Source organism: Kutzneria kofuensis (assembly GCF_014203355.1).
GTDB classification, from domain to species: domain Bacteria; phylum Actinomycetota; class Actinomycetes; order Mycobacteriales; family Pseudonocardiaceae; genus Kutzneria; species Kutzneria kofuensis.
This window is the reverse complement of sequence record NZ_JACHIR010000001.1, coordinates 5,193,704-5,206,975: the sequence shown is the minus strand read 5'-3', so window position 1 is coordinate 5,206,975 and position 13,272 is coordinate 5,193,704. Positions and strand designations below refer to the sequence as shown.

The 13,272-nt window shown below is 70.1% G+C and carries 14 protein-coding genes; 11 read left to right on the top strand and 3 right to left on the bottom strand.

The annotated features are described in order from the left end of the window. Positions 1 to 244: 244 nt before the first annotated feature. The 5 genes from BJ998_RS24325 to BJ998_RS24305 all read left to right on the top strand — a co-directional run bounded on the left by BJ998_RS24325 (position 245) and on the right by BJ998_RS24305 (position 6,037). On the top strand, positions 245 to 1,495 hold the full coding sequence (locus BJ998_RS24325) for an ABC transporter substrate-binding protein (RefSeq protein WP_184865148.1): 1,251 nt from the start codon (positions 245 to 247) through the stop codon (positions 1,493 to 1,495). Positions 1,496 to 1,668: 173 nt separating this feature from the next. Continuing rightward, entirely contained in the window at positions 1,669 to 2,502 is an 834-nt protein-coding gene (locus tag BJ998_RS24320; protein WP_246488643.1) for a carbohydrate ABC transporter permease, read from the top strand. 5 nt (positions 2,503 to 2,507) lie between these two features. Next, positions 2,508 to 3,359, top strand: a complete 852-nt coding sequence (locus tag BJ998_RS24315; RefSeq protein WP_184865144.1) for a carbohydrate ABC transporter permease — start codon at positions 2,508 to 2,510, stop codon at positions 3,357 to 3,359. Positions 3,360 to 3,409: 50 nt separating this feature from the next. Continuing rightward, positions 3,410 to 5,194: a fatty acyl-AMP ligase gene (locus tag BJ998_RS24310; protein WP_184865142.1), complete on the top strand. Its 1,785-nt coding sequence runs from the start codon at positions 3,410 to 3,412 to the stop codon at positions 5,192 to 5,194. Positions 5,195 to 5,230: 36 nt separating this feature from the next. Further along, complete coding sequence (locus BJ998_RS24305; RefSeq protein ID WP_184865140.1) at positions 5,231 to 6,037, top strand: SAM-dependent methyltransferase; 807 nt, start codon at positions 5,231 to 5,233, stop codon at positions 6,035 to 6,037. 114 nt (positions 6,038 to 6,151) lie between these two features. On the opposite strand, the gene BJ998_RS24300 is transcribed toward BJ998_RS24305, so the two are convergent. Both BJ998_RS24300 and BJ998_RS24295 read right to left on the bottom strand, forming a co-directional pair. Continuing rightward, positions 6,152 to 6,700, bottom strand: coding sequence for an RNA polymerase sigma factor (locus BJ998_RS24300; protein ID WP_184865138.1), 549 nt, complete (start codon positions 6,698 to 6,700; stop codon positions 6,152 to 6,154). A gap of 137 nt (positions 6,701 to 6,837) precedes the next feature. Beyond that, on the bottom strand, positions 6,838 to 7,419 hold the full coding sequence (locus BJ998_RS24295) for a D-alanyl-D-alanine carboxypeptidase family protein (protein ID WP_312890310.1): 582 nt from the start codon (positions 7,417 to 7,419) through the stop codon (positions 6,838 to 6,840). 96 nt (positions 7,420 to 7,515) lie between these two features. Between BJ998_RS24295 and BJ998_RS24290 the strand changes: the two genes are divergently transcribed. From BJ998_RS24290 to BJ998_RS24270, 5 genes are read left to right on the top strand one after another with little or no spacing between them, the layout of a single operon-like run. Continuing rightward, positions 7,516 to 8,190 (top strand): response regulator, encoded by a 675-nt coding sequence (locus tag BJ998_RS24290; RefSeq protein ID WP_184865135.1) that lies wholly within the window; start codon positions 7,516 to 7,518, stop codon positions 8,188 to 8,190. After that, positions 8,187 to 9,632: an ATP-binding protein gene (locus BJ998_RS24285; RefSeq protein WP_184865133.1), complete on the top strand. Its 1,446-nt coding sequence runs from the start codon at positions 8,187 to 8,189 to the stop codon at positions 9,630 to 9,632. The genes BJ998_RS24290 and BJ998_RS24285 overlap by 4 nt, the downstream gene beginning before the upstream one ends. Then, complete coding sequence (locus BJ998_RS24280; protein ID WP_184865131.1) at positions 9,629 to 10,189, top strand: GerMN domain-containing protein; 561 nt, start codon at positions 9,629 to 9,631, stop codon at positions 10,187 to 10,189. The genes BJ998_RS24285 and BJ998_RS24280 overlap by 4 nt, the downstream gene beginning before the upstream one ends. Positions 10,190 to 10,199: 10 nt before the next feature. Then, the gene (locus BJ998_RS24275; protein WP_184865129.1) at positions 10,200 to 10,817 is read left to right on the top strand and encodes a TetR/AcrR family transcriptional regulator; all 618 of its coding nucleotides are present in this window, start codon (positions 10,200 to 10,202) and stop codon (positions 10,815 to 10,817) included. Positions 10,818 to 10,849: 32 nt separating this feature from the next. Continuing rightward, on the top strand, positions 10,850 to 11,500 hold the full coding sequence (locus BJ998_RS24270) for a biliverdin-producing heme oxygenase (RefSeq protein ID WP_312890309.1): 651 nt from the start codon (positions 10,850 to 10,852) through the stop codon (positions 11,498 to 11,500). A gap of 92 nt (positions 11,501 to 11,592) precedes the next feature. Here BJ998_RS24270 and BJ998_RS24265 read toward each other — a convergent pair whose 3' ends face one another. Next, the gene (locus tag BJ998_RS24265; RefSeq protein WP_184865127.1) at positions 11,593 to 12,261 is read right to left on the bottom strand and encodes a lysophospholipid acyltransferase family protein; all 669 of its coding nucleotides are present in this window, start codon (positions 12,259 to 12,261) and stop codon (positions 11,593 to 11,595) included. Positions 12,262 to 12,473: 212 nt separating this feature from the next. Here BJ998_RS24265 and BJ998_RS24260 point away from each other — a divergent pair, with 212 nt between their 5' ends. Continuing rightward, positions 12,474 to 13,271: a hypothetical protein gene (locus BJ998_RS24260; protein ID WP_184865125.1), complete on the top strand. Its 798-nt coding sequence runs from the start codon at positions 12,474 to 12,476 to the stop codon at positions 13,269 to 13,271. The last annotated feature ends 1 nt before the right edge of the window (position 13,272 follow it).

The window sequence follows — 13,272 nt, the reverse complement described above, 5'->3', positions numbered from 1 at the left end:
ACCGGAGCCCCGCACGGGGGTGAGCGGGGCTCCGGCACTGGGCCCGCCGCTCAGGGGGGAGGGAGCGGCGGGGGTCTCGGTGTGCCTTCAACGATACGACCAATCGGCCGCGATGGGCCAAAACATGGAGTAAATCACTGTGACCCCGACCGGCCCTTCCACATTGAGGGATCGGCTGACGGGGCCCAGGCTTGCGTGGTGGGGTTGTCACTCAGTGTGGGCGCGACTGGAAGGGGTGGACGTGATGCGCGGGTACAGCCGGCGTGGGTTCCTGGGGATGGCGGGCGGCGTCACAGCGGCCGGCCTGCTCGCCGCCTGCGGCTCGAACACCGGCCGTAGCAGCGGCAGCGGCGACACGATCGAGCAGTGGTACCACGCCTACGGCGAGGCCGGCGTGCAGCAGGCCGTCGAGCGGTACGCGAAGGCCTACGACAAGGCGACCGTCCACGTGCAGTGGAACCCCGGCGACTACGACTCGAAGATCGCCAGCGCGCTGGCCGCCAGCAACGGGCCGGACGTGTTCGAGTCCACGCTGCGGGTGGACATGGTGCGTAGCAAGCAGATCGTGTCGCTGGACGACCTGCTGGGCGACGCCCGCAGCGACTTCACCGAGTCGGTGCTGGCCAGCCACACCGTGGACGGGCAGGTCTACGGCATCCCCCAGTCGGTGGACATGCAGATGCTGTTCTACCGCAAGAGCATGCTGCAGAAGGCCGGCCTGCAGCCGCCCAGCACCGTCGACGAGCTGATCGACGCCGCCCACAAGCTCACCACCAACAAGGTGAAGGGCCTGTTCCTCGGCAACGACGGCGGCGTCGGCGTGCTGGCCGGTCCGCTGCTGTGGTCGGCCGGGCTGGACTACCTCACCCCCGACAACAAGGTCGGCTTCGACGACCCGCTCGCCGCCGAGTCGGTCGGCAGGCTGCGGACGCTGTTCACCAGCAACAGCCTGCTGCTCGGCGCGCCGGCCGACTGGTCCGATCCGTCCGCGTTCGTGCAGGGCCTGACCGCCATGCAGTGGACGGGACTGTGGACGGTTCCGGCCGTGCAGAAGGCGTTGGGCGACGACTTCGGCGTGCTGCCGTGGCCGGCGTTGAACGGGGCCGGCAAGGCGTCGGTGCCGTTCGGCGCGTACGGGTCGATGGTCAACGCCAAGAGCAAGAAGATCGACGCCGCCAAGGCGTACGTGAAGTGGCTGTGGATCGAGCGCGGCGACTACCAGCAGGACTTCGACCTCAGCTACGGCTTCCACATCCCGGCCCGCAAGAGCCTGGCCGCCAAGGCCGACAAGCTGAAGTCCGGGCCGGCGGCCGACGCCGTGCGCTTCGTGCAGGATCTCGGCAAGCCGCAGAACCCGCCGCCGTGGACGGCGAAGATGCAGCTGGCGCTGAGCGACTCGCTCAACAAGATCGTGCGCAGCGGGGCCGACGCCACGACCGAGCTGAAGAACGCGGCCGGATCCGTGCAGACGGAACTCAAGAGGCTCTACGGATGAGGAAGCAGCGCCCTCTGCGCGCGTTCCGCGCGGATGCGGATCGCTCTGAGCCGATCCCTTCGGCTGGCCCGGAAAGATCGCTGAAAGGACGCGGTCTTTCCGGTCTGCGCCTCCAGGCATCGGCGCGATCCGCAGGGCCGTTCTGGGTCTTCGTCGGCCCGTTCCTTATCGGGTTGCTGATCTTCAACTACATCCCGATCGGCTGGAGCGCCTACCTCAGCTTCTTCGACGCGCAGGGCACCGTCACTCCGGACACCTTCGTCGGCCTCGACAACTACGCGGACATGCTGACCGGGCCGTTCGCGCAGAGCCTGCTGACGTTCAGCGTGTTCGCGCTGTTCATCGTGCCGCTGACGTTCGCGCTGGCGCTGGGGCTGGCGGTCGCGGTGAACCGGATCCGGTTCGCCCGCGCCTTCTTCCGGTCGGTGTTCTTCCTGCCCACCGCCTGCTCGTACGTGGTGGCGGCGATGGTGTGGAAGCTGTCGCTGTTCAGCGGCGTGCGGTTCGGGCTGGCCAACACCGTGCTGGACTGGTTCGGGCAGGACCCGGTGGCGTGGCTGTCCAACCCCGATCCGCCCTGGTACTGGGTGGTGCTGGTGACGGCCCGGCTGTGGCTGCAGGTCGGCTTCTACATGATCCTGTTCATCGCCGGCCTGCAGCGCATTCCCGACTCGCTGTACGAGGCGGCGTACGTGGACGGGGCCAAGCCGGGCTGGCAGGTGTTCCGGCACATCACCTTCCCGCAGCTGCGGCCCACCTCGATCGCGGTGCTGCTGCTCAGCCTGATCGCCGCGTACCAGGCGTTCGACGAGTTCTACAACCTGCTCGGCACCGCCCGCGGCTACCCCGACTTCGGCCGGCCACCGCTGGTCTACCTGTACTACCTGGCGCTCGGGCAGACGCAGGACTACGGGCACGGCAGCGCCGGCGCGCTGATCCTGGCGCTGCTGATCGCGCTCGTCACGCTGCTGCAGGGCCAGGTGCTCGGCTTCGGACGACGGGACTGATCGCCATGGACAACCGACCGGTCGGCCTGCGCCCCGGTGTCGCCGGCACCACGCTGCGATACGCGGCGCTGACCGTCGCGGCGCTGGTGTTCCTGCTGCCGTTCTACCTGATCGTCCGCAATGGACTGTCCACAGAGGCCGAGATCACCTCGCCGGAGTGGTCGCTGTTCCCGAGTTCCCTGCACTGGGAGAACATCACCGAGCTGTTCACCGACCCGAGCGTGCCGATGGCGCACGCGCTGTGGAACTCGCTGGTGATCGCCGTGCTGCAGACCGGCGGGCAGCTGCTGCTCGGCTCGCTCTGCGGCTACGGGCTGGCCCGGATTCCGTACAAGCACGCGAACAAGGTCTTCTACCTGATCGTGGCCACTTTGATGGTGCCGGCGGCGGTGACGTTCGTGCCGAGCTTCGTGCTGGTGTCGTCACTCGGCTGGGTGAGTTCGCTGCGCGGCCTGGTGATCCCCGGCCTGTTCGCCGGCTTCACGGCGTTCATGTTCCGGCAGTACTTCCTGTCGTTCCCGCGCGAGTTGGAGGAGGCGGCGCGGATCGACGGCCTCGGTCACTGGGGCACGTTCTGGCGGATCGTGGTGCCGAACTCCGGCGGCTTCTTCGCCGCGGTGGCGGTGATCCAGTTCATCGGCAGCTGGAACGCCTTCCTCTGGCCGCTGGTGATCGGCCAGGACGAGTCGTCCTGGACCGTCCAGGTGGCCATGTCCACGTTCCTCACCGCACAGAACGTGAACATTCATGAGCTTTTTGTGGCCGCCGCCGTGGGTATCCTGCCGCTCGTGTTGGTTTTTGTGGTCTTGCAGCGCTTCCTGGTCCGGGGCGTGGCCGAGACCGGCATCAAGGGCTGACCACGGCCCAGTAGAATCCGTCGGCATCGCCACGAAGGCCGGTGGACACGATGACGGTTCGGATCGACTCACCCGAGACGGTGGCGGCCGCCTTCGACCGGGTCCGCCGCGAGCGGCCGGACCAGCCGCTGCTCAGCTACGTGCGGGACGACGGCTCCGATGAGGTGACGTACACCGCCGGTCAGCTCGGCGACCAGGCCGACCGCGTGGTGGCCGAGCTGCGTGGGCGGGGCCTGCAGCCGGGCGACCGCGCGCTGCTGGTGCACCTGCCGTCCCCCGACTTCGCGGTCACCCTGCTGGGCTGCCTCGCGGCCGGCGTGGTGCCGGTGCCGGCGGCGCCGCCGAACCCGTTCACCATGCGGCACGACCTGGAGGCGTTCACCGCGATCGCGGCCAGCTCCGGCGCGCGGGCGGTGCTCACCCACGGCGCCTACGACCGGATCCGCACCACGGTCGGCGCCGGCCAGCTGTGGCCGGCGCTGCCGTGGTACCGAACGGACCGGGACAGACCCGAGGCCGACCGGGACCGAACCTGGCACCAGCCGTCCACACTGGACGAACCGGCACTGCTGACCTACACCTCGGGCTCGACCGGCTCCCCGCGCGGAGTGCTTGTCTCACACCGCAACCTGCACTGCGAGCTGGCGCAGAACGTGGTCGACACCGACCTGCGCGGCTCGGACACCCGGGCGGTGTCGTGGCTGCCGCACTTCCACGACCAGGGCCTGATCTCCATGACGTTGGGTGCGCTGGTCGGCAGCGGACACGTGTACACGATGTCCCCCATGGCCTTCCTGCACCGGCCGACCGTGTGGCTGGACGTGGTGTCCCGGATCCGGGCCACCCACACCGCGGCGCCGAACTTCGCGTACGACCTGATCGTGCGCAAGACCACCGAGCAGCAGCGGGAATCCTGGGACCTCAGCGCGCTGCGGGTGGCGATGTGCGCCGCCGAACCCATTCGAGCCTCCACTGTGGACTCCTTCGTGAAGGCGTTCGCGGTGTCCGGCCTGGCCCCGCACGCGTTCTACCCCGCGTACGGGCTGGCCGAGCACGCCGGCAGTGTCACCATGGGCGGCGGCAGCGTCATCCGCGTCGACCGGGACGCCCTCGACGGCAACTGGGTCGTGCCCGTGGCCGAGGGCTCGGTGACGCGCAGCGCCCGCTACGTCGGCTGCGGCCCCGTGACCAAACCCGGCACCACCATGCTCATCGTCGACCCGGAGACGCGGCTGCCGTGCGAGCCGAACCGGGTCGGCGAGATCTGGGTGGACGGCCCGAGCAAGGCGCTCGGCTACTACGAACTGCCGGACGAGACCGCCGAGACGTTCCGGGCCCGGCTGGCCGACAGTGTCGACGATCCCGGCGCTGATGGCGAGTTCCTGCGCACCGGCGACCTCGGCTTCCGGCACGACGGCGAGCTGTTCGTGACCGGGCGGCTCAAGGACCTGATCATCGTGCACGGCCTGAACCACTACCCCCAGGACATCGAGGACAGCGTCCGCGGCTGTCACGCGGCGGTGCGGGCCGGCGGCGTCGCCGCGTTCGCCGTGACCACCGGCGAGGACGAGCCCACCGGCGAACGCCTGGTGCTGTTCGTCGAGCTGCGGCAGCGCCGGCCGAGCGAGGCGGTGATCGACGAGGTGGTTCGGGCCGTGCGGCGGGCCGTGTACGGCGACCACCGGCTGGCCTGCCACACCGTGGTGCTGGGGCTGAACGGCCTGGTCAGGAAGACCACCAGCGGCAAGGTGCGGCGGCAGGCGTGCCGCGAGGCGTTCGAATCCGGGCTGGTGCACGGCGAGCCGACCACCGTGACCGTCTCCACCCTGCACTAGGGTCGCTCGGTCGAGTGATTTTTGGGAGGCGGGCAGATGGAGCGGCCGACGTGGGCCCCGGGCGAGGTCGACCTGGAACGGCCGAGCGCGGCCCGGGTCTACGACTACTACCTCGGCGGATACCACAACCTCGCCGTCGACCGGGAGTTCGCCGAGCAGGCCATGCTCGCCATGCCCGAACTGCCGCTGATCATGCGGACCAACCGGGCGTTCCTGCGGCGGTCCGTGCGGCACCTCGTGTCGCGGGGCATCCGCCAGTTCCTCGACCTGGGCTCCGGCATCCCGACCGTCGGCAACGTGCACGAGATCGCCCAGGGCGCCGCCCCCGAGGCACGCGTCGTGTACGTGGACAAGGACCCCGTCGCCGTCGCCCACAGCCAGGTCATGCTCGAGGCCAACGACAACGCCGCGGTGCTGCTCGCCGACATGCGTGACGTGGAGTCCGTGCTGGCCTCCGCCCCCGTCGCCCAGCTGATCGACACGGACGAGCCCGTCGGCGTGCTGATGTTCGCCGTGCTGCACTTCGTCGACAGTGACGAGCTGGCCCGGGCCACCGTGCGGGCGTACATGGACGCCGTGCCGTCCGGCAGCTACCTCGTGGTGTCCCACGGCACGCACGAGTACGTCGGCGAGCGCGGCAAGCAGGTGGAACGGCTCTACACCAGGACCGACAACCCCTTCTTCCCGCGCAACCAGGCGCAGGTCAGCCGGCTGGCCGAGGGATTGGAGCTGGTCGAGCCCGGGGTGGTGCACCTGCCGTCCTGGCATCCGGACTCGCCGGAAGAGGTCGAGGACCACCCGGAGCGGTCCAGCACGTACGCGATGGTGGCGAGGAAGCCCTGAGGCCCGGTTCGCGCCCGGACCGGCCTTGACCGGCCGACCCTGAAAACCGGGCTTGTCGGTGCTGATCTGCCTGAAACCTGCATTCGGTGTGTCTGAGAGCGTGACTCGCGGGGGTCAGGCGGTGCGGCGGAGGTGCATGGGGCGGTGCTCGGCCATCAGGCGCTCCATCTTGTCCAGGGCGCGGCTGGCCGTGGACTTCACGGCGCCCTGCGAGATGCTGGTGGCGCGGGCGATCTCGGCCTCCGTCATGCCGCCGTAGTAGCGGAGCACCAGCACCTCCCGCTGCCGCGGCGCGAGCTGGGCCAACGCGTCCATCACGGCCTGCTGGTCGGTGGTCATCATCGCCAGCGACTCGGCGGAACGGGCCGGCACCTCGTGCGGCGGCACGTAGTCGCGGGCGCGCTTGCGGCGGCGGAGCATCGAGCGGCTGCCGTTGACCACGGCGGCCGACAGGTAGGCGGCGGCCGCCGACTCGTCGCGGAGCCCGCCCCAGTTCCGGTGCAGTGCCGCGAACGCGTCCTGGACCACGTCCTCGGCGCTGGCCATGTCGTCGACCAGCTTGCGGGCCAGGCCGAGCAGGCGGACCCGGTGCTGCCGGTAGAGGTCTTCCAGCGTCAGCGGCTGTCGGGTGGTGGGGACTGACCTGAGCTGCGTTTGCTGCATGGCCCAAACAATCGCCGACCGGTGTCCGCATCCCGTGGTGACTGTGTCACAGCCGTGTCACAGAGATCCAGAGCTGGATCACACGGCAAAGATCTTGCGCAGCCACGCATGACCGGATCGCCGCTGGTGAGCGCGGCTCATCCCCCGGGAGTCGGCCGCATCGGGGGCTGCCTGCCGGTGCCGCGGTATTCCGGCCAGTACTCGAAGTGCCACCATTCGTTGGCATATGTCCGATACAGCCCGAAGCGGTCGCCGTTGCGCTCCAGCCAGCGAGCGCCTTCGGTCGGCCGCACGTCCAGCGCGCGGCCCCGCACATGCGAGGACTCCTCGGGTGGCAGCACCCACTGCCGCGCGGCACTCTCGGACCCGTAGCTGCGCACCGCTTCCTCGAACAGTTCGCGCTGCTCGGCGTACATTCGGTGACCGGAGGTGAGGCCGATGAGCTCGGCGTCATGCCACAGCGCGGCGCATCGCGCCGCGATGAACGCCGCCTTCGTCCCGGGCGTGAGACCGGTCAGGTCCTCGAACGGATACCGCACCCGGAAGGCCCATTCGCAGGCCCGTTCGCGCACTCTCCCCCCGCCGGTGACCAGCGCGGCCAGCGGCAGCAGCAGGGTCGCCACCAGCACCGTCAGGTGGCGGTAGGCGTGGTCCCGGCGACGAACCGGCATCTGCCCGACCAGTTGCTCGCCCCCACGTCGGCGGCGCACGTACGTCACCCCCATGTCCTCGGCACGTCATGGTTTCGCTACAAGAGCCCGTGGCAGGGGCTTACGACCAGCGTCGCCGCGACCATAACCGAATAATCTTCGATCGTGTCCAGGGTTCTGTTGATAGAGGACGACCGTGCAGTGCGTGAGGGCTTGCAACTTGCCCTGCGCCGGCAGGGCCATACGATCCACGCCGCCGAGTCCGGTGAGGAAGGTCTCACCCGGCTGCGCGCGGAGGCGCCCGACATCGTCGTGCTCGACCTGATGCTGCCGGGCATCGACGGCTTCGAGGTGTGCCGCCGGATCCGGGCCAGCGGCGACGTCCCGATCATCATGCTCACCGCCCGCAGCGACGACTTCGACATCGTCGGCGGCCTGGAGGCCGGCGCGGACGACTACGTGGTCAAGCCGGTGCAGCCGCGGGTCCTGGACGCCCGCATCCGCGCGGTGCTGCGTCGTACCGGCGCCGAGCGCTCCGAGCAGGAGAAGCACGGAAAACTGGTCATCGACCGCGCCGCGCTGGTGGTCAGCAAGGACGGTGTGCAGATCAGCCTCACCCCGACCGAGCTGCGGCTGCTGCTGGAGCTGTCGGGCACGCCGGGCCGGGTGCTCAGCCGCCAGCAGCTGTTGGAGGCCGTCTGGGAGCACGACTACCTCGGCGACTCCCGCCTGGTCGACGCCTGCGTGCAGCGGCTGCGGTCCAAGATCGAGGACAACGCGGCCGACCCGCTCTACGTGCAGACCGTGCGCGGCTTCGGCTACCGGTTCGGACCGGTATGAGCCGACTCCGCCGTTTCCTGGGAGTGGCGTGGGGCCTGCGGCCGCGCCTGGTCGTGGCGTTCGTGCTGATCGCCGCCATCAGCGCGGCCGCGGCGTCCGGCGCGACGTACGTGCTGGCCCGCCGCGTCATCGAGCAGGACGCGACCGACGCCGTGGTGACGCCGATGATCAGCCGGGTGCACCAGTCCACGATCGGCATCAAGCTGCCGCCGACCCAGGACCAGCTGGACAGCCTGGCGTTCAGCGTCGGCAACGGCGCGGTGGCGGTGTACCAGAACATGCGCTCGAAGGGTGGCATGGAGCTCTCGGAGCTCACGCCCGAGCTGCGGGAGGAGATGCGCACCGGCAGCAGCGTGGTCTGGCAGCGCGTCACCATCGGCAACTACCCCGCGATGATCATCGGCATCCCGGTCCTGGCCTGGCAGACCGACGACAGCTGGAAGCCGTCCGGGCTGGAGATCTACGCCGTCTCGGACCTGACCGCCCAGCAGAACTCGATCAAGGACCTGGCCAGCTTCGCGTGGCTGTTCGGCGCGCTCTCGGCGCTGTTCGCGGTGATCGTCGCGCTGCTGGCCGCTCGCGGCGTGCTGCGGCCGGTGCGCCAGCTCGGTATCACCGCACGACGGCTCGGCGCGGGCGACCTGTCCGCCCGGCTGAAGGTCCGCGGCAACGACGAGATGGCCGAGCTGGCCCGGACGTTCAACGACACGGCCGCGGCGCTGGAACACCACGTCGGCCAGCTGCGCCGGATGGAGGCCGACGCGCGACGCTTCGTCGCCGACGTGTCCCACGAGCTGCGCACGCCGCTGGCCGCGATGACCGCCGTGACGGATGTGCTGGACGAGGAGGCCCCGCAACTCGGTGACGATGCCGGTCAGGCCGCGCGGCTGGTCAGCCAGGAGACCCGCAAGCTGACCCGGCTGGTCGAGGACCTGATGGAGGTGTCCCGGTTCGATGCCGGCGCGGCCAAGCTGGCGCTGGACGACATCGACGTGGCCAGCGCGATCGGGGCCACGCTGCGGGCGCGCGGCTGGCTCGGCCGGGTCGAGGCCGACCTGCCGGCGGGCGTGGTGGCCCGGCTCGACCCGCGGCGGCTGGACGTGATCGTGGCCAACCTGGTCGGCAACGCGCTCAAGCACGGCGCGCCGCCGGTGCAACTGCGGCTGTGGGCCGACCACAACTGGGTCGAGCTGCGGGTGATGGACAACGGGCCCGGCCTGGCCCCGGAGGTGCTGCCGCACGTGTTCGACCGGTTCTACAAGGCCGAGTTCGCCCGGACCCGGTCCGAGGGCAGCGGCCTGGGCCTGGCGATCGCGTGGGAGAACGCGCGACTGCACAGCGTCGGCGGCCTCCATGGCAGTCTGGAGGCGGCCAACCGTCCGGAAGGAGGCGCTGTGTTCATCCTCCGCCTGCCCCGAGTCATGGGTGAGGACCCCCGATGACCCGACGGCACGGGTTGCTGAGCGCGGCGACGCTGCTGCTGGTCGGCGCGCTCGTCGGCGCCGTCGTGGCGGGCTGCGGCATCCGGCCGAGCCGGGTGATCCAGGGCTGGGAGGCGCCGAAGGGCGCGGTCTCGAGCCTGATCGTGTACCTGCTCGACCACGGCACGCTGCGGGCCGTGACCCGGCCGCTGCCGCCGTCGCCGACCCTGGACCCGAAGGCCACCGCCGGCATGATCATCCGCAGTCCGCAGGACGACGCGCTCCGGGCGCTGGCACAGGGCCCGACCGCGACCGAGGCAGCGGGCGGCCTGACCAGCGACATCCCGTCCGACGCGACCCTGGCGACGAAGTACGTCGACGACGGCGGCAACTGGGTGTTCGTGTACACGCCCGACGGCAAGCCGCTCACCCAGCACGCCGTCGACCAGATCGTCTGCACCTTCGTCTCCAGCATCACCAACAACGGCGGCGGCGACAGCAAGCAGATCAAGGTGCGCGTCCTGGACACCGGCAAGAAGCCGTGGCCGTCGCAGAGCTGCCCGGTGGCCACCCCGTAACCTGGAGGACGTGCCGAAGATCACCGGCAGGTCGTTGGGCGAACACCGGGAGCGCACCCGGGAGCGGATCTTCGCGGCGCTGTCGACACTGATGTACCAGCGCGGCTTCGACGCGATCTCGCTCGCCGACATCGCGGCGGCGGCCGAGGTGGGCCGCACGGCGATGTACAACTACTTCGCCGACAAGGAGTCGCTGCTGCTCGCGTACGCCGAGCACGTCACCGAGCAGTACATGGCCGAGCTGGTCTCGGCGCTGGCCGAGGTGCGCGACCCGGTCGACGGGCTGGCCACCTACGTGCGCAGCCAGCTGCGGCACGTCGCCCGCAACCACCTGCCGCCCGGGACCGCGCTGCGGTCGCTGATGTCCGAGCAGAGCTACCGGCACATGGTCGAGCACGTCAGCGCGCTGGAGCTGATCCTGCGCGGCATCCTCGCCGCCGGCATCCGCGAGGGGCTGCTGCCCGCCGACGATGTCGACACCCTGGTCGGGCTGGTCACCGCCTGCATCAGCGGCCGGACCGTCGCCGAGCTCTCCGGTCCCGAGCTCGATCACGCCGTGGAGTCGACCGTCCGCTTCGTGCTCCGCGGAGTGGGCGCTTTTTATGACGACTTGTCGTCACAATCTTGACGACACCGCGTCGGGATCTGCAGACTCGGGGCGTGACCTTCTCCGCGACCCTCCGGACCGAGACGATGGACGACCACCAGGTCGCCAACGGCGCCGAATTCGTGCGCGTGCTGTTCGACCAGCGGCTCAGCCTCGCCGGCTTCGCCGCGCTCGTGGCCCAGCACTACTTCATCTACCGGGTGCTCGAAGAGGCCACCGACGCCATGGCCGACGACCCCGTCGCCGGGCCGTTCGCCAGCCCCGAGCTGCGCCGGCTGCCCGCGCTGGAGCAGGACCTGGCCCACCTGTACGGGCCGGAGTGGGCCTCGATCATCGAGCCCGGCCCGGCCACCGTCGCCTACACCGAGCGGTTACGCGAGGTCGCCTTCACCTGGCCCGGCGGCTTCGTCGCGCACCACTACACCCGCTACCTCGGCGACATCTCCGGCGGGCAGGCCGTCGGCGCCGTGACCGAGCGCCAGCACGGCATCGTCGACCACGCCGGCACCCGGTTCTACGTGTTCGACCGGATCCCGGACCGCAAGGCCTTCAAGGCCCGCTACCACGAGCTGCTCAACACCTCGCCGTGGGACGAGGCGGAGCGGGAGCGCATCATCGAGGAGTCCCGCATCGCCTACCGGCACAACGCGGCGGTCTTCACCGACCTGGAGCGGCACCTGCCCCAGTACCTGGTCGCCTCCTGACCGTCAACCCCGGAGACTCGGAACGGACCATTCCTCAACTCGGAGTGTAGGAATGGTCCGTTCCCAACGTTTAGGTAATGGCGGCGATTACCTCAGGCCGCTTTTGGGTGGGGGCGGTAGCTGTCCACGTATTCCTGGCCGGTCAGCTCCAGGATGGCGTACATGATCTCGTCGGTGACCGCGCGGTGGATCATGGTCGACTCGGCCATGCCCTCGTAGCGGGAGAAGTCCAGCGGCTTGCCGAAGCGGACGGTCATCGGCCGGATGCGCGGCAGGCCGCGGCCGTTCTTCTGCACCTGGTCGGTGCCGATCAGGCCGACCGGGACCACCGGGGCGCCGGTGGCCAGCGCGATCCGGGCCACGCCGGCGTGCCCGCGGTACAGGCGGCCGTCCAGGGAGCGGGTGCCTTCCGGGTAGATCGCGAACGCGCCGCCCTTGTTCAGCACCTCCTCCGCGGTGTCGAGCGCCGCCCGCGCGGCGCGGCCGCTGCCACGCTGCACCGGGATGTGGCCGAGGCCGCCGAAGAAGCCGCGCATCAGCGCGCCCTTCACGCCCTTGCCCTCGAAGTACTCCGCCTTGGCGAGGAAGTTCACCCGACGGGGGACCACCATCGGGATGACGATGCTGTCCACGAACGCCAGGTGGTTGCTCGCCAGCATCACCGGCCCGGTCGCCGGGATGTTCTCCAGGCCCTCGACCTTGGGCCGGTACACGGCCCGACCCAGCCGGCCCGCAACCCGTTTCATGAACCAGTACAGCAAAACACGACCTCCGCGCCGCCCACGATGCCGCTTGGATTTTGTCATGTTCAACGCACGTCAAGGCACGACAGTGCCAGTGCTGTCCGTCACGGGGTACCCCAGTACCGGTTTCGGAACCACCCCGGTGGGCCGGGAGTTCGCAAACTGGCAACCGGCAAGGCATCCCCGGCGTAACCTTCGGCAACAACCACTTGGCGAAGGGTGGTCGGCGGATGGGCCACTGGGACTCCGGACACGAGCGCCTGCTCTGGTTCTTCCTCGGCCTGGTCATCGCGTTCGTGCTGATCAGGATCAGCGTGCGGATGATCAGGGCGAAGGTGCGCTGGTGGCCCGGGAACGTCACGCCCGGTGGCACGCACATCCACCACGTGGTGTTCGGCGTGGTGGCGATGATGCTCGGCGGCGTGATCGGCCTGGCCACCCCGGACGACGCCGGCGACTGGCGGCTGTGGTCGGCGGGCCTGTTCGGCGTGGGCACGGCCCTCGTGCTCGACGAGTTCGCGCTCATCCTGCATCTGCGTGACGTCTACTGGACCCAGGCCGGCCGGCTGTCGGTGGACGCGGTGTTCCTCGCCGTCGGCCTGACCGGGCTGTTGTTGCTGGGCGCGCGGCCGCTGGACTACGGCCTGCTGCCGGACTTCAACCTGCCGCCGCACGTGGCCGGCGCCGTGGTGGCGCTGATCGACCTGGGCTTCGCGGTGGTCGCCCTGCTCAAGGGCAAGATCTGGACGGGCCTGCTGGGCCTGCTGCTGCCGCCGCTGGCGGAGATCGGCGCGCTGCGGCTGGCCCGGCCGAACTCGCCGTGGGCCCGCTGGCGCTACCGCGCCGGTTCCCGCAAGCTCAGCGTCGCCATTCGCCGTGAGGCCCGCTACCGGCAGCCGCTGATCCTGCTCAAGATCCGCTTCCAGGAGTTCATCTCGGGCCGGCACGACCTGCCCGAGCAGCCGCTGGTGCCGGTGGTCGAGCCACGGGAGCAGATCCAGGAGAAGGCCGGCGCGCCCCTGCGGTGAT